At 54.3% G+C, this 15434-nt stretch carries 14 protein-coding genes; 7 read left to right on the top strand and 7 right to left on the bottom strand.

The window, feature by feature from the left end; genetic code table 11:
* Positions 1–491 precede the first annotated feature (491 nt).
* Positions 492–1046, top strand: a complete 555-nt coding sequence (locus NR302_RS03185; protein WP_154193074.1) for a histidine phosphatase family protein — start codon at positions 492–494, stop codon at positions 1044–1046.
* Here the strand turns inward: NR302_RS03185 and NR302_RS03180 are convergent.
* Positions 1039–1989: a YncE family protein gene (locus NR302_RS03180; protein ID WP_258144560.1), complete on the bottom strand. Its 951-nt coding sequence runs from the start codon at positions 1987–1989 to the stop codon at positions 1039–1041. The two genes, NR302_RS03185 and NR302_RS03180, sit on opposite strands and share 8 nt — an antisense overlap.
* Positions 1990–2404: 415 nt before the next feature.
* Here NR302_RS03180 and NR302_RS03175 point away from each other — a divergent pair, with 415 nt between their 5' ends.
* Positions 2405–3418, top strand: coding sequence for a glycosyltransferase family 32 protein (locus NR302_RS03175; RefSeq protein ID WP_258144559.1), 1014 nt, complete (start codon positions 2405–2407; stop codon positions 3416–3418).
* On the opposite strand, the gene NR302_RS03170 is transcribed toward NR302_RS03175, so the two are convergent.
* Positions 3392–4315 (bottom strand): LysR family transcriptional regulator, encoded by a 924-nt coding sequence (locus NR302_RS03170; RefSeq protein WP_258144558.1) that lies wholly within the window; start codon positions 4313–4315, stop codon positions 3392–3394. The genes NR302_RS03175 and NR302_RS03170 overlap by 27 nt on opposite strands.
* Before the next feature lie 119 nt (positions 4316–4434).
* On the opposite strand from NR302_RS03170, the gene NR302_RS03165 reads away from it, so the two are divergent.
* The 3 genes from NR302_RS03165 to NR302_RS03155 all read left to right on the top strand — a co-directional run bounded on the left by NR302_RS03165 (position 4435) and on the right by NR302_RS03155 (position 8087).
* Positions 4435–4824 carry a tautomerase family protein gene (locus NR302_RS03165; protein WP_061718445.1) on the top strand — a complete coding sequence of 130 codons (390 nt, stop codon included), beginning with the start codon at positions 4435–4437 and terminating at the stop codon, positions 4822–4824.
* Positions 4825–5038: 214 nt separating this feature from the next.
* Positions 5039–7336 (top strand): phosphatidylglycerol--membrane-oligosaccharide glycerophosphotransferase, encoded by a 2298-nt coding sequence (opgB, locus tag NR302_RS03160; RefSeq protein ID WP_258144557.1) that lies wholly within the window; start codon positions 5039–5041, stop codon positions 7334–7336.
* Between the two features lie 190 nt (positions 7337–7526).
* Positions 7527–8087, top strand: coding sequence for a hypothetical protein (locus tag NR302_RS03155; RefSeq protein WP_258144556.1), 561 nt, complete (start codon positions 7527–7529; stop codon positions 8085–8087).
* Between the two features lie 24 nt (positions 8088–8111).
* On the opposite strand, the gene NR302_RS03150 is transcribed toward NR302_RS03155, so the two are convergent.
* Entirely contained in the window at positions 8112–8822 is a 711-nt protein-coding gene (locus NR302_RS03150; RefSeq protein ID WP_258144555.1) for a GNAT family N-acetyltransferase, read from the bottom strand.
* A gap of 107 nt (positions 8823–8929) precedes the next feature.
* Here NR302_RS03150 and NR302_RS03145 point away from each other — a divergent pair, with 107 nt between their 5' ends.
* Positions 8930–10378: a PLP-dependent aminotransferase family protein gene (locus NR302_RS03145; protein WP_258144554.1), complete on the top strand. Its 1449-nt coding sequence runs from the start codon at positions 8930–8932 to the stop codon at positions 10376–10378.
* Here NR302_RS03145 and NR302_RS03140 read toward each other — a convergent pair.
* The 4 genes from NR302_RS03140 to NR302_RS03125 form a co-directional block, all read right to left on the bottom strand.
* On the bottom strand, positions 10375–10887 hold the full coding sequence (locus NR302_RS03140; protein WP_008107748.1) for an RcnB family protein: 513 nt from the start codon (positions 10885–10887) through the stop codon (positions 10375–10377). The genes NR302_RS03145 and NR302_RS03140 overlap by 4 nt on opposite strands.
* A gap of 156 nt (positions 10888–11043) precedes the next feature.
* Entirely contained in the window at positions 11044–12231 is a 1188-nt protein-coding gene (locus NR302_RS03135; protein WP_258144553.1) for a serine hydrolase, read from the bottom strand.
* A 142-nt stretch (positions 12232–12373) separates the two neighbouring features.
* Positions 12374–13156 (bottom strand): MetQ/NlpA family ABC transporter substrate-binding protein, encoded by a 783-nt coding sequence (locus NR302_RS03130; RefSeq protein ID WP_179451923.1) that lies wholly within the window; start codon positions 13154–13156, stop codon positions 12374–12376.
* Positions 13157–13173: 17 nt separating this feature from the next.
* Positions 13174–14193, bottom strand: coding sequence for an isopenicillin N synthase family oxygenase (locus NR302_RS03125; RefSeq protein ID WP_258145150.1), 1020 nt, complete (start codon positions 14191–14193; stop codon positions 13174–13176).
* Between the two features lie 210 nt (positions 14194–14403).
* Between NR302_RS03125 and NR302_RS03120 the strand changes: the two genes are divergently transcribed.
* Positions 14404–15081, top strand: coding sequence for a YecA family protein (locus NR302_RS03120; protein WP_258144552.1), 678 nt, complete (start codon positions 14404–14406; stop codon positions 15079–15081).
* Positions 15082–15434 lie beyond the last annotated feature (353 nt).

Raw genomic sequence — 15434 nt, 5'->3', positions numbered from 1 at the left:
TAGGCAAACCTGGATGAAAAATCAGTAATGAATTCCCTGGTGTTGGAATCCGCTTCTTCGCCTGTTCCCGCCGATGTAATTTTCATCGATCGCATTAGTGAGGCAAATGTAACTGGGTCATCTCAAGGCCAACTTCGTCTCTGGCACCGTGAGTTATCACTATGGAGATAGTCTATCTACGCGCGTAGATAAATCAAGTGATAATAGAGAAATTTATTAGATAAACTTCACTATAACTCATGAAAACAAGGCAAAAATGGCGTCAAATCATGACATTACATCTAATGCATGGTGCAAGAATTGTCTTATTGAAGCTCGATTGACGATTATTGCTTACCATTTAACGGCGCAGGCTAACTCTTCATCGCGCTGTTTTTCGCACAGTTCAGTTAAGGTTTAATGACAAACAGGCAATACTCTTAAATCCCGTCATGGATGCGCGACTTACTCAACGTCTGCATTACACTGGAGCAATACCACTCAGGAGCGCTATGACCATTATTCTTATGCGACACGGTAAACCCGATCATCCGGTCAATGGGCGCTTTTCGGCGCGGGCATTGGCTGACTGGTGTGAAGGTTACGATCAGGCTGATATTTGCGACTCCCCGCCGCCGCGCAGTCAGACCATTGCGCGCCTCGCGAGTGTGATCGCCACCAGCCCGCTGCCGCGCGCCCGTTCGTCGTTAACGCGTCTGGGTTTACAGCCGCACGCGGTGGATGAGGTTTTTAGCGAAGTCGCGATACCGACGTTGCCGTTTGAGCGCCTGCATCTGCCGCTCAACGTCTGGCTGGCGCTATTACGCCTGTTATGGCTGTGCGGCTATAGCGGCCATGTCGAATCGGTGCAGCATGCGCGTCAACGCGCCCGTCTGGCGGCAGATAAACTGGTGACGCTGTCGCAGCAAGGCACGGTGTTATTGGTTGGTCACGGCATTATGAACAAGCTGATTGCGCGTGAGTTACGCAAGCGCGGCTGGCAGGCCGAAAAACATGCCAGCAGCCGCCACTGGAGCAGTGCGATTTATCATCGTCCATTCATTTAAGTTGGAAGTAGCTCAGCACCTCACAACCGGTACCGGCTTGCGGCGTGGCAATCACCTTCATCTGCTGCAAATCAATCAGGCTGAGCGAACCGTCGCCCTCATTCGCAATCAGCAAGCTGTGATTATCCTCACTGAAGCAGCCATCCATCGGCTTATTGCCAACCTGAATGTCGCCGAGCGGATTGAGCAGATCGTCAAACAGCGTTACCACCGGCTCCTGATCGCCAATTGCTACCAACCGCTCGCCGTTGGCACTGAAACGCACTACCTGACAGGGTTGCTGATGGCCCGGTAACCTCAGGCGCTGGCGGATGCGATGACTTTGCCGATCCACCACATACAGCAGCGGCGCATCGGCGGCGCTCGCCACCAGATAAGGATGTTTAGGCGAAGCGGCGATGCCAGAAATTGGGCCGGGCATCAGGATGTTGTCGATAATCCGCCCTTCCGCCTCACACAGATCCACCACGGTAATGCTGGCGTCCTCTTCATTTTCGGTAAACAGCTTGCGACCGCTGGGCGATAAAGTGAGCCGGTGCGCATTGTGCGAAGGTAGCTGAATGGTTTTCTCCACGCGATCGCTAACCGGATCAATCACTGCCACCACCGCGCTGTTTTCACAGCAGAGATAAACTTTACCGTCTCGTCCCAGCTGGCCGCTGTGCGGCGCTTTCAACGGCGACAGATCGATAAAACCGCTGATCTGCCGCAGGCGCAGATCGATGATCGCCACTTTATGGCCAGGATGCGGATTGTCGCCGTGAATGCCGTCGCCGTAGATCGGCACGTAAGCTTTCTCCAGCTGCGGCAGCATCAGAAGCTCGTGTGGACGCGGCGGAAAAGCATTTAACTCTTGCTCAACGGCAAAGGTTTCGGGATTGAGAAACAGCACGCGATTGCCCTGCTTATCGACCGCCAGTAATCCACGGTTGTGTCGCTGCATAGTGTCTCCTTTTGTTGATCACCTGCCTTAAGCGTAGCTAACCCTCACTCAGGGTGGGATTTTCCCGGCAGACCAGCGAAAAATGCAGCCAGGTTAACAAGTGATCTCACGCGCACTTTTTAATCTCACCCGCGACTTACGCCACGCCCTGCTTATTTTATTAGGAATAGTCTTAATGCGATAAAATAGAATAACCAACAATTCACGCGATTATTTATCGTTAATTTAAAGCTTAACGGATCCTTGATTTTCCGGTTTATCTGAAAGGATCAAAAAGTGATAGCCGCATCGCACAGAATGTTTTATTAAGCATAGGAGAGTACTTTTTTTACACACAGCCTAAAGGACAATCAAGAGCGCTCAGCGCCGCGATCAGGGACGCCTTGCCACCATAATCACAATAATCAGGTGCATCATGAATAAAAAACGCCTTCAGCCAGCGTTAACCCTCTGGCATAACTGGAAAAGACTCGCGTTTACCAGCCAGACTTTCCTGCAGAAAAAACAGCATACTGCGCTCTGTGCGCCGGAATACGATCCCAGCGAAGAGGACAATATCGTGTTACTTTCTGGCGAAAAAGATCTGCCAGAGATTCCAAAGAAAGTCTGGATGTATTGGGATAATGAATATTTACCGAAATCACTGGCATTAAATATTAAAAAGATTCGTCAGGATAATCCCGACCATGAAATCCATTTATTAAATCGTTTAACGGTAAAAGAAGTTTTACCGGATTTTATATTCACTTCGCCCCAATTAACCGCCCAGCAAAGAAGCGAAGTGATTCGCCTGGAATTACTGCTGCGCTATGGCGGCATTGCCATTGATTGCAGCACCTTATTATTTGAAGATCTCTCCTGGGTGCATCGCGCGCATCAGGAACGTTGTATGGATGTGATTGGTTATTATCACGAAAACGCCACCGTCAACTATCTCGCGCCGGTGATTGAGAGCTGGTTCCTGGCGGCGACCGCCAATAATCCCTTTATCCGCGAATGGCAAAAACATTACGCGCCGATCAAACATCTCGGCGAACAGAATTACTTCAGTGAATTGACCAAGCGCGATGATTATTCCCTGCTAACGCAGAAGATTGCGCAACCTGAGCAGCAATTAGGTTCACTGGCGCAGCAGATCGCCATGCGCGAACATCGCCGGGTAAATCTCTACCTGCGTAAATGCGAGGCTAACGCCTATTACTATCAGCGTTTAAGCGGCTGGAAGAGCGAGGCGTTTGCCCACGCGGTGCTGTTTCACCAGCGCCCACTCACGCCACCGCCAGTGATTAAACTCAGCGGCAATGAGCAGCTGCATCTCGACTTCAACCTGCGGCTCGGCCATTACAACCGCAGCAGTTTGTTGGGCCAGATGATGCAAACACCTGCGCCGATCGCACTGGCTTCACCCATCAACAAAGCGCGCGCGTAACCAATGGATAAAGGTGGTCACCGCCCGTGGCACCTGTGCGGCATACGGGCGCACCACCCACAACCGGGCGGCGAAGGCATCCACCGCTTGCCACTGCGGCAGCACCTGCTGCAGCGCGCCGCTGGCTAATGCCGCGCTGGCGCTGAAGTCCGGCAGCATCGCAATGCCCAAACCTTGCAATGCAGCATCACGGATCGACTCGCTGTTGTTGGTGGCAAAATTACCCTGAATCTTTACCTGCACGGTTTCGCTGCCGCCGTCCGCTAATCGAAAGCGCCACTGCGGCGACTCGAGTCCGCGCGGGTAATAAAGACAATTGTGCTGCTGCAACGCCTGCGGTGAATCCGGCAAACCGTTCTGCGCCAGATACGCCGGCGACGCCACCAGCAGCGCGCGGGTTTCACACAACGGCAGCGCAACATGCGTTTCCGGCAGGCTATCGCTATGGCGAATCGCCAGATCAAACCCTTCACTGCCGAGCGACACCAGACGATCGGTGACGTCCAGCTGCAAACGCACCTGCGGATAGTCGCGCAAGAAATCCCCGATGATCGGCACCAGCTGCTGACGCGCAAACGCCACCGGCGCCGTCACGCGCACCATGCCACGCACCGGACCCGCTTCATCACGTACGCTGAAAAAGCTCTGTGCGATACGCGCAAAGGGATCGCGCAGCTCATCCACCAGCTTTTCACCGGCAGAGGTCAGCCGCACGCTGCGCGTGGTGCGCTGCACCAACGCCACACCCGCCATCTTTTCCAGCTCTTTAATCTTCTGACTCATTGCCGCTTTGCTGACATCTAATCGTTCCGCCGCGCGCGTAAAACTGCCGAGCTCAGCCAGCACGGTTAACCAGTGCAAATGGACCCAAAGGCTATCTGTTTTAATTTCTTTCATATCGATTGTTCAAAATAATAAATAATCATTTCAACCAGCGCGCTTTTTCTTTCCGGCAGCAAGCGGCAGCATAGAGCCACATCCTACTCTTTTCATGTGAGCAAAAAAGGGGTTTATTTATGCCGTTACTGACATTCGACGTTATTCAGGGCCGTTCAGAATCAGAAATACGCACTTTGCTGGATGCCGCACATCGCGCGGTATTAACCGCATTTAAAGTCCCGGCCCGCGATCGTTACCAGATTGTTCATGAAAACAAAGGTTATCAGATGGTCTTTCAGGACACCGGCTTAGGCTTTGAGCGAACCGACAATCTGGTGATGGTGCGCGTGTATACCAGCCCGAGAAGTGAAGAACAGAAGTGCCTGTTTATGGCAGAGTTAGCGCGCGAGCTGCTGGAAAGTTGCGGCGTTCAGGGCACAGATTTGATGATTAGTTTTATCACCAACAGTAAAGGCGACTGGAGCTTTGCCGACGGCGAAGCGCAATACCTCACTGGAAAACTCTAATCCCTCTTCTCTGCCCTCACTGGCAGCAGCGCATCCGTTGCTGCCAGGCGAAACCACAGTCAGCCTTAACCCGCCTTAAACGAATCGGAATGCATCGCACAAATCTGGTTGGATGTGTTGCAGCCTTGTGACACCCAATATAGATTGACGCAAAATCCCCGCAGAGGGTCGTTGGCGCACGGATTGCGTATTCATTCAACATGAGGATCTAACGTTGTCCGAATTGGTTTCGGTTGTACTCTTTTTGGCTGCGATTGCGGTCTACTCCTCTAAAGCCGGGCGAAATAAATTTTGGTTTAGTCTGATCCTGCTGCTGCTCACGCTGTTTATCGTGCTTAACGTCACGCTGGTCGCCAGTAACTATTTTACCGGCGATGGCATTAATGACGCGGTGCTGTATACCCTGACCAACAGCCTGACCGGCGCTGGCGTGAGCAAATATGTGGTGCCGGCCATCGGACTGATCATCGCGCTGTTCTCGCTATTTTGCCTGCTTTCGTGGTTACTGCGCCGCCGTAAGCGGCCGCATCACCTCGGCTGGAGTTTGCTGGCGATTGCCTGTGCCGCGGGTTCGGTACAAACCACGCCTGCGTTTCGCCAGGTGAAAGAGCTTATCGCCTCACATTCGCGCCTCGCCGATTCGGATTTCGAAAGCTATTACAAAACGCCTAATAAGGTGATCGCTGAGCCCAAGCTCAATCTGGTCTACATTTATGGCGAAAGTCTTGAACGGACCTATTTCGATCAACAGGCATTTCCCGGTCTTGCCCCGGAACTCAGCCGGGAAAAAGATAACAGCATCGATTTCAGCCAAACCGAACAGCTGCCCGGCACCGATTACACCATCGCCGGCATGGTGGCTTCACAGTGCGGCATCCCGCTGTTTGCGCCTTTTGATGGCAATGCCTCGGCTTCGCTCTCCAGCTTCTATCCCCAGAACATTTGTCTGGGCGACATCCTGAAGAACTCTGGCTACGAGAACTGGTTTATTCAGGGCGCAGATTTACGCTTCGCCGGTAAAGACACTTTCCTGCTGTCGCATGGTTTTGATGCGGCCAATATGTATGGCTCGCAGGAGCTGAAAAGTCGCGTCGTCGATCCCAGCTATCGTAATAACTGGGGCTACTACGATGACACGGTGATGGACGAGGTGTTTGAGAAATACGAGGAGCTATCGCGCGCGCAAAAACGCTTCGCATTGTTCACACTGACCGTCGACACCCATCATCCGGATGGTTTTATCTCGCGCAGCTGCCAGCGCAAAAGCTACAGCTATGATGGCAAACCCAATCAATCCTTTAGCGCGGTCGCCTGTTCACAGGAGCATGTGGCGCGTCTGATTGAACGCATCAAAGCCTCACCGTGGTTTAAAAACACCATCATCGTGGTGACCTCCGATCATCTGGCGATGAACAACACTGCGCATCAATACCTGATCAAGCAACCGCGCCATGACCTGTTTATGGTGATTCGTGGCGATCAGCCACAGGCGGAAGTGCTCGATGGCAAACGCAGCACGCTGGATAACGGCGCGACGGTACTGGATATTCTCGGCGGGGATAACGCGATTGGGCTCGGTCGCAGCGGCCTCTCTTCGAAATCGCTGTCAACCGAGTTCGACGACATGGCAAAGCGCGTCACATCGTGGAAAGCGGACATTATTCAGCTGTGGAATTTCCCCAGCAAGATGGACAACTTCACCGTTGATCAACAGAAAAACACTTTCAGCTTCTCTGGCGCGACCTTCAAATTACCGATTCTGTTCCGCGTCTCCGACAAACATGTCGAACCGCTGCCGGAAGGGGAATACTCCGAACCGCTGCGTTATCAGCTGGCGAGTTTTGCTGCCGCCGACAAGTTCGTTTGGGTGGATCGCTGCTTTAAGATGGCGCGCCTGTGGCAGCCAGAGTTGGCGCTGTCGAACGATTTGTGCGTGTCGATGGGACAAATGGGCGCCAAACCCAGCGTAACCCGCATCGATAAACTGCAGTGGAAAGGTAAAGTCAGCTTCCCGAAAGCAGAAGTCAGTGCGGCAACCTTCCAGCTCAACGAGCAGCAAATACGCATTGAAGACAATGCGATTCGCTACAACGCCGACAGCTTCCTGTTAACGGTGCCCGGCGCGCCAAATAGCGTGAAGAGTTTTAAAGGGATATCACGTCCGGAAGAGTGGGGACGCTGGTCGAATGCCAATCTGGCACCGGAAGTGAATATTGAGTACACCGATCCGCTGCCTGAACGCTTTGATGTGGTGATCACCGCGCGGGCGTTCGGTCCGAATGCGCATCGTCCAATTCCCGTGCGCGTTGGCGATCAAGAGCAGCAATTGAATTTGGGAGATGAGTTCTCCACCACCACGCTGCATTTCACCAATCCAACCGGCAGCCGTAATTTGGTTATTGCGCCACCGGAGCCGCAAGAGTCGAATGTCGGCAATATCATCGGCCAGGATCCGCGCAAACTGGGGATCGGCATGGTGGATATAAAAATAATTCCGCAGCCGCAAAGTTAAGCGAATACAGCTGGAGTTCAAGGCCTGCCTGCGTGCAGGCCTTTTTTATTGGCTGAACGTGTTACTCGTTGTACGGATTGATTTTTTTCGAGGCGTCGCGCAAAGTTTGCACACTCAAATAGAGTAACCCTCACAACCGGGATAACCTTCTCCTCAGCAAAGGAGCTAACCGGGAGAGACAAGGATGAGAATGACGATGATAAACACCCATAAAGCCTATCTGGCGCTGCAACAGGCCGGCGTGGCGGATAAGCAAGCTGAAGTAATGGTCGAGATCTTTGCTGAAATGCAGCAAGAAAACTCGCTGACTAAAATCGATCTGTCGCAGGCCATGGAAGGTGTGGTGCGTATGCAGCACGCTACCAATAATCGTATTGATAGTGTGGTGCGTATGCAGCACGCTACCAATAATCGTATTGATAATCTTGAACAGCGATTTGACCATTTTGAGAAAGATGTAACGGGTCAATTTCAGACGATTTATAAGCACTTCGAGAAAATCGATGAGAGATTTGAAAAAATCGATGAGAGATTCGAGAAAATCGACGAGAGGTTCGAGAAGATAGATCAGAGGTTTGAGAAGATCGATCAGAAGTTCGAGAAACTGGATATTCGCTTAGGTGCAATGGATCAGCGTATGGACCAAAACTTCACGGCCCTAAAAAAAGATTCTCAATGGCTTAAAGGAATCCTGATGGCAATCGTCTGCACCATGATTCCTGCCACCGCAAAATATATGTTCATGAGTTAACCGGGCTGCAAGCCCGGCTTTTAATTACCTCTGACGCAGCGCCTCCAGTTTTTCGCGTTGCGCCCCTTCCGCCGTAAAGTTCTCTGCCGCCAGCCAGCGTTCGAAGCCTTGTTTCACCTGTGGCCAGTCGCTGTCGATAATCGAGAACCAGCAGGTATCACGGCTGCGGCCTTTATAGACAATCGCCTGCCGGAAGGTGCCTTCAAACTGAAACCCTAAACGCAGCGCCGCGTTGCGTGATGTCTGATTGCAGCTGTCACACTTCCACTCGTAGCGACGATAGCCCAACTGCTCAAAGGCGTAGCGCATCAGCAGATAGTGCGCTTCGGTAGCCATGCGCGTTTGCTTGAGCAGCGGCGAGAAGGCAACGTGGCCGATCTCCACCGATCCGTTTGTCGCATCAATGCGCATCAACGCCAGGCTGCCAACCGCGCGATTGCTAACCGGATCGATCACCGCGAAATGCATGGGATCGCGCCCATTTTCCAGCTTACGCGCATAGGCAACATAGGCTGCTTCATCGGCAAAAGGTTCGGCAAACATATAGGTCCAGTCACGCCCATCAGCAGTCAGCGCATAGGCAGCATAAAGTTCGCGGCCATGACGCTCAGCACTCAGCGGTTCAAGGCGGCAATAGTCGCCGGTGAAGGTTTCATAGCTCGGCCAGGCGCGGGGTTGCCAATCTGGCAGCGGAAATCCTACCGGTTGTCCGTAAGCATTGGTGTGTTGCGACATTCCTCAATTCCTTTATCAGTCAGGACCAGAAATGCAGAGTGCCACTTTGCTGGCGTGTTAAAAAGCGCCACAATGCCCGAAATTGATGGATCCACGGAACTGCGTAAATGAGTGATATTAAGCTACATCGATTATTGCTGGCCCCGCTGGAAACCAACGGCGAGCAGACGCTGCAACAACAGCTGTTTCAGCGTATCAGGCAGGCGATTCTGACAGGCAAACTCGCCGCCGGTACGCGTTTGCCCGCGACACGCCAGCTGGCCCAGGATCTCGCGGTTTCGCGCAATACGGTGATCGCCGTCTGGGCGCAGCTGCAGGCGGAAGGATTTTTGCTGAGCGACCGCCAGGGCAGTCGTATCAGCAATATGGCGCAGCTGCCGCAGGAAAATCAGTCGCATATCAGCGACGAAATCACCTTGTCGCCGCGCATTGCTGAGCTGCGATCCAGCCATCGCAGCTTCAGTCAGGAGATGGCGCTGCGCCCCGGCGTTCCTTCGCTGGCACATTTCCCGCTGGCTCAGTGGCGGCGGGCGTTGAACCGCGTGATGCTGCATCAGCCGCAGCAACTGCTGGGCTACGGCGACCCGCTCGGTGAACGCACGCTCCGTGAAGCGCTGGCGCAGCATCTGGCATTGGCGCGCGGCGTGCGCTGTACGCCCGAACAAATCGTGATTACCGAAGGCGCGCAGCAGGCATTAACGCTGTGCGTGGCGCTGCTCAGCAGCCCAGGCGACATTGGTTGGGTGGAGGAACCGGGATATCGCGGCGCAAAAGCGGCGATGCGGTTGGGAGATATGCGTATTGAACCAGTAGCGGTTGATGCACAAGGGCTGGCACCGCAGCCGCAGGATTGGCAGCAGCGTGCGCCGCGCCTGATCTACACCACGCCAACGCACCAATATCCCACCGGCGTGATCATGAGCGCACCGCGTCGTCTGGCGCTGCTGGCGGCCGCACGGCAACAGCAAACGTGGATTATCGAAGATGATTACGACAGCGATTTTCGCTACAGCGGCGAGCCGATCGCCGCCATGCAGGGCATGACGCAACCAACGCCGGTGATCTACGTCGGCTCGTTCAGCAAAACGCTGTTTCCGGCGCTGCGCCTCGGCTTTATGGTGCTGCCGCCACAGCTGGTCGCGCCGTTGCGCCCTGCGCTACATGAACTGCTGCGCGGCGGAAATCGTCCTGAACAGCAGGCGCTGGCGCTGTTTTTACGCAGCGGTGATTTTAGTCGTCATCTGAGCAAAATGCGCCGTCTGTACCGTCAACGCCAGACGAGTTTGCGGCAGGCTTTGCAGCAAACATTTGGCGCACAGGTTCCGTTGCTGGGCGGCGAATGCGGCATGCATCTGGTGTTATCGCTGGCTGCGGATCAAAACGATATGAGATTGGTGGATCGGCTGATCCAGAGCGGCTACGCGCCGGGCGCGCTGTCGGGATTTTATTCGGGTGAGCAGAAGCAGCAAGGGATGGTGCTGGGTTACGGTAACACCAGCACCAGCCAGATTACGGCGGGCGTCGCGCAGTTAGCGCGTCTGCTACGCGGGAATTAACCGCGGAAGAAGATTTCGCCTGATTTGCCCATCACGATCTTACCGCTGTCATCGGTGATCAGGATGTAGTTGGCATTGATGTACGCCCAGTGCGTGCCTGGCTGCGGCGCTGGCAGATGGCGTGGCTTCCACTCAACAATGGTGTACTGCTTTTTACGATACTCATCTGGCACCACATCGCCCACTTTGTACTCTTTGTAGTCGATGATGATGGTAGTCAGATCGTAGTTATTCGGAGCCGTCGCATTGCCGCTTTGCGGTGGACGAATTGGCGCGACATCGCCACTGGATTCAGCCGGTTCATTGCTGGCTGGCGCATCGGCTGCCGGAGCCTGCGTTTGCGGGTCTGCGGCTGGCGCCTGGGTTTGGGCATCGGGTGCGGTTTGCTGCACTTGTGGCGGCATCGGTACGGCGTCTGTTTGCTCGCCTTCCGCCAGCGCGGCCGGAGCAAGGCTTAAAGCGCCCAGAAAAATTCCTGCAGAAAGAAGATTGACGTGTGTCCTGCGCATTGGTGATTTCCACTCTGGTTAATTATTAACTGTCCATTTAACTGACAAGTTAAGCACGCAGAAGGTTCCCCCGGCGCGCTTAGCGCGTCAAATTTCGCTGCTCAGCATACCTCAGCTCACGCATTTTTTGGCGCAGTAAAATTGCAAGCAACCATGTTAGTTTTTGTCGTGCGCTTTCTGCGCCAGATCCATCAATAACGCGATGCCCAGATAGTTACTCCAGTTAAACGCGTTCTGCAGCACCACAATCGCATTGCCGTTCTGCTTATCAAAGCCAATAAAACTCGAGTAGCCGCCGATATAACCCACCTGATAGGTGATCTGCTGATCACCGTAACTGTCGGTTACCCAGGCGATATTTTGTGACTGATTGCCGTGCTGCTCGTAGCCGTGATTAACCTGCGAAAACGCCGCGTTGAGCGCAGCGTCTGCGCCGTCATGCAGATGCGCATCCAGATAGCGAATCAAATCGCGCGCGTTGCTGTAGAGGCTGGCGGCCGCCACCATATTGTTGTTAAACGCCCAATCCGGCGTAATTTGCCCGCGAGGAATCAGCTTAGGTTGATCGCCCGCATGGCCGAGCGCACGCCACGGATAGCCACGCAGACTCTGCGGCTTGAAGCTGCTGCTGGTCATGCCCAGCGGCTGGAACAGATTGCGCTGCGCCAGCGTTTCGATGTCCTGATGAAAGCGATGTTTGAGGATGTAGCCCAACAGCGCATAGCCAAGATTGGAATAGCGCGCAGTGGGATGCGCGGGCGCGTCAAAATCGGCCAGATAATCCAGCACTGCGTCGCTGTCGAGGTTGCCGTAAAAGTTCTCGCCGCTACGCAAATAGCCCATAAATTTCATGAACATCGGCAAATCCATATCCTGACGCGGCAAGCCTGACGTGTGCGTCACCAGCTGCAACAGCGTGATGCGTTTGGCATCGTCGCTCAGCGGCACGTTGGGCGGCAAAAGCGTCACGAGCGTATCGTTCCAGTGCAGTTCGCCGCGATCCACCAGCTCAATAATCACCTCAGCGGTGATGCCTTTACTCAGCGAGCCGAGCGCAAATAAGGTATCTGGCGTGATGGGATAACGGTGCACCGCATCGGTGACGCCAAAACTGTAAAATTTAGGCTGGCTGCGTTGATGGATGATGGCGATGCTGATGCCGGAAACCTGCTTCTGCTGCATATAATGGCGCACGATGTCATCGACGTTTTCATTAAAGGTCGCATGCGAAAGATAGACTTTATCGCTGACGGGCGCGGAGGTTTGCGACAAGGTGCCGCAGGCGCTGAGCAATACGCTCACGCCCAGCAGAATGATGCATGTTATTAAACGATGGCACAGCACCCGTTTATTCCTGGCGAAGATAATCATGGCAATGGATTGAGCGAATTTTTATGTTTTTATTAAGGGTGCGACGGGTGTTGGTGGCGAAATATAACACAGAAGAAAGTCAGCGCCACCTGCCAAAAACAGGTGGCGGCGGGGATTATTGATTAACGGGAATAACCGATCCTTTATAGTGCTGGTTAATAAATTCAGCGGTTTGCTTTGACTCCAGATCTTTCGCTAATTCCAGAATGCGCGGATCCTGCGCCAGTTTCGGCGTGGTGACCAGCACGTTGGCATATGGATTATCCTTCGCCTGTTCCAGCGCCAGCGCATCCTTCGACGGCACTAAACCAGCCTGCAACGCGTAGTTGCCATTGATGATCGCCAACTGCGCATCATCCAGCGCGCGCGGCAGCTGCGGCGCTTCCACTTCGATAATCTTCAGATGGTGCGGGTTGTCAGTAATGTCTGCGGAGGTCACCAGCGTATTGGCGCTGCTGCTCTTCAGTTTGATCAACCCATTGGCCTGCAACAGATAAAGTGCGCGGCTCAGATTGGTGACATTATTCGGCACCGCCACTTGCGCGCCATCAGGCAGATCTTTCAGTGATTTCACTTTGTGCGAGTAGATGCCAAGTGGCTCAATATGCACCGTGGCAACCACAGAAAATTTCTCGCCCAGCGCTTTTTCCTGATCGCGCAGATAAGGTACATGCTGGAAGTAGTTGGCATCGACGTCACCGCGCGCCAGCAGTTCGTTGGCGTTGAGGTTGCCGTTGAGTTCAATCACCTTGAGATCGAGTTTCTTGTCGGTCTGTTTGATGTGGTTGAGGATTTCGCTGTGCGGTACGGCATCGGCCGCCACGCGCAGTGCGGCCGCCGAGGCGTAACTGCTGAACACCGAAACCATCGCTAACGCGGCTATCACCTTTTTATTCATCTGCTTCCCTTAGTTTCTTATGATTTAACGCTATTGAGAGTGTCAGCGTAATAACGCTGCGCCACGTCGCGATGCGATCGCAAACGCCCTTTGAGGTAGTTCCAGCCCACTTCGCGCAGCAGCGGATTGCTGGGATCGCTGGTCGGTCCGCGCGCTTCTGCAGCCAGCTGCGGCGGTAACTGATACAGCGGCACTTCGGCATCAAGCTGCGCGCCGAGGAAGAAAGCGATGGAGATGCGCTGCTGATTTGCCGGCGGCGACACCACGCGATGCACGGTGGCGCGCAGATAACCGTTGGTGGCAATTTCCAGCAGTTCGCCGATGTTCACCACAAAAGCGCCCGCTTTCGGCAGCGCATCAACCCACTGATCCGGCGTGACTTCAACCTGCAATCCCGGTTGATCGTCCTGCAACAGAAAGGTCAGAAAGCCGGAATCTTTATGCGCGCCAACACCTTGCTGGCTGGCAGCGGCATCCTGACCTGGATAGCGAATCAGCTTCACATGTTCGTTGGGATGCGTGCCGTACAGCGCATCAAAAGCGTCCGGCGGCAGCGCCAGGGACTTGGCGAAGGCGCGCAGTAAACGCAGCGCCACGTCGGTCATCGCCTGCTGCCACGCGTGGATCACCGGACGCAGCTGCGGCAGCGCCTGCGGCCACAAATTGGGCCCTTGCAGCTGCTTCCATGCCGGATCGTCTGGCTGCAACGTCAGCGCGGCACGTTCTGCACCGATATCAAATTGCTCGCGCTGATCGCGCTGCTCACGGGTATATTCCACACCTGCGCGGTTGTAACCGCGAAAATGCGGCGAATGAATCATCGAAACGCGCTGCTTCTCTTCATCCGGCAAGGCAAAAAAGGCGCACGTGATGCTTTGCACGTTCTGCAATAACTGTGGATTGATGCCATGATTCACCAGATAGAAGAAGCCGACGTCACGCGCGGTTTCGCGCAGTTCGGCAAGGTATTGCGCCTGTTCCGCATCCGGCAGCTCCAGCAGGGCTAAATCCAGTACCGGCAATGTGCTGGCCATAATTTGCATCCTTTATGCAGAAAAATTCTGCCTTTACGCTGCCATCTGTCGACAAAAGCAGCCAATACTGTTGCGCGATAAGTTATGGCGAATCATTTTTAGGAGAGGTTCAGCAATCGATATGCAAAAAGCGATAAATCGCGCCCGCTTCTCGCTATAATCGCCGCCAATTAACTTTGGGCATTGCCCATCAATGAAAGCAGGAGATGCCGTATGAACCAGGGTCCGTTAACCGAAAAAGAGCTGAACTGGCTTGAAGATATGCTGGAGAAATACGGCAACGAACACTCGGTGGTGGACACCGCTGAGCTGGACGGCATGCTGACGGCGCTGCTCTCAGGCCCGAACGACATCGAACCGAGCGAATGGCTGGTGGCGATGTGGGGCGGCAAAAAGCACATTCCAAAATGGTCGAATGAGCGCGAGATGGATCGTTTTATGACGCTGACGTTCCAGCATCTCAACGACATCGCCGAGCGCCTTGCCGAATTCCCGGAGCAGTTTGATCCGCTGTTTGGCACGCAAGAGATGGAAGGCCAGGAATTCACCGTGGTGGAAGATTGGTGCTACGGCTATCTGCGCGGCGTGGCGCTGGATGCAGATTGGTCGCTGCTGCCAGAATCACTGCAGCCGATGATGGCGGCGATTGCCTTGCACGGCAGCGAAGATCATCTGGCGAAGCGCGAAGCCTTCACGCCGGACGAGTTTGAAGCCAGCATCGAGGCGATTCGCCCTGCGGCGCTGGAGCTACATGAATACTGGCAGGAACAGCGCATGGCGCAGCCCGATCCAGAACCTCAACTGCCGCACTTTGCCGGCGAGAAAACCGGCCGCAACGATCCTTGCCCATGCGGCAGCGGTAAAAAATATAAGCAGTGCTGCGGCAAGTAGGGTCGCCGAATTAGTTATTCGTAGGGTGCGCATTCATGCGCACCAGGTCGCCATGAATGGCGACCCTACAAGATTTGCAGCAATTGTGGGTGCCAATAATGCATTTTTGCTGCAGCGTGGGTGTTGAGGCGACATCCTAAACCGCTGAGCGAATGAAGGATTCCAGGGCGAGCCGCATGGATGCGGCGAGAGGTGGCGCTGAGCAGGAGCGAATCGCCGCCGGTCCGTCAGGAATCGTGAATGAGTGAAGGTACCGCGAAGCGGCGGGTTGGGCTGGCGCAAGGCCCGGGAGTGCAGAGGGCGTGGCCAGACGCCCTTTGCTCGGTCGCCGCACGAAGTTACTGTAACTGCCT

The sequence above is a fragment of the Pantoea sp. SOD02 genome, from assembly GCF_024707505.1.
GTDB classification, from domain to species: domain Bacteria; phylum Pseudomonadota; class Gammaproteobacteria; order Enterobacterales; family Enterobacteriaceae; genus Pantoea; species Pantoea symbiotica.
The sequence above is the reverse complement of the archived record's forward strand: the minus strand, read 5'-3'. Positions and strand labels throughout refer to the sequence as shown.

Coding starts and splice junctions, on each gene's coding strand:
- NR302_RS03185 (WP_154193074.1), top strand. CDS start 492: ATGACCATTATTCTTATGCGACACGGTAAACCCGATCATCCGGTCAAT.
- NR302_RS03180 (WP_258144560.1), bottom strand. CDS start 1,989: ATGCAGCGACACAACCGTGGATTACTGGCGGTCGATAAGCAGGGCAAT.
- NR302_RS03175 (WP_258144559.1), top strand. CDS start 2,405: ATGAATAAAAAACGCCTTCAGCCAGCGTTAACCCTCTGGCATAACTGG.
- NR302_RS03170 (WP_258144558.1), bottom strand. CDS start 4,315: ATGAAAGAAATTAAAACAGATAGCCTTTGGGTCCATTTGCACTGGTTA.
- NR302_RS03165 (WP_061718445.1), top strand. CDS start 4,435: ATGCCGTTACTGACATTCGACGTTATTCAGGGCCGTTCAGAATCAGAA.
- NR302_RS03155 (WP_258144556.1), top strand. CDS start 7,527: ATGACGATGATAAACACCCATAAAGCCTATCTGGCGCTGCAACAGGCC.
- NR302_RS03150 (WP_258144555.1), bottom strand. CDS start 8,822: ATGTCGCAACACACCAATGCTTACGGACAACCGGTAGGATTTCCGCTG.
- NR302_RS03145 (WP_258144554.1), top strand. CDS start 8,930: ATGAGTGATATTAAGCTACATCGATTATTGCTGGCCCCGCTGGAAACC.
- NR302_RS03140 (WP_008107748.1), bottom strand. CDS start 10,887: ATGCGCAGGACACACGTCAATCTTCTTTCTGCAGGAATTTTTCTGGGC.
- NR302_RS03130 (WP_179451923.1), bottom strand. CDS start 13,156: ATGAATAAAAAGGTGATAGCCGCGTTAGCGATGGTTTCGGTGTTCAGC.
- NR302_RS03120 (WP_258144552.1), top strand. CDS start 14,404: ATGAACCAGGGTCCGTTAACCGAAAAAGAGCTGAACTGGCTTGAAGAT.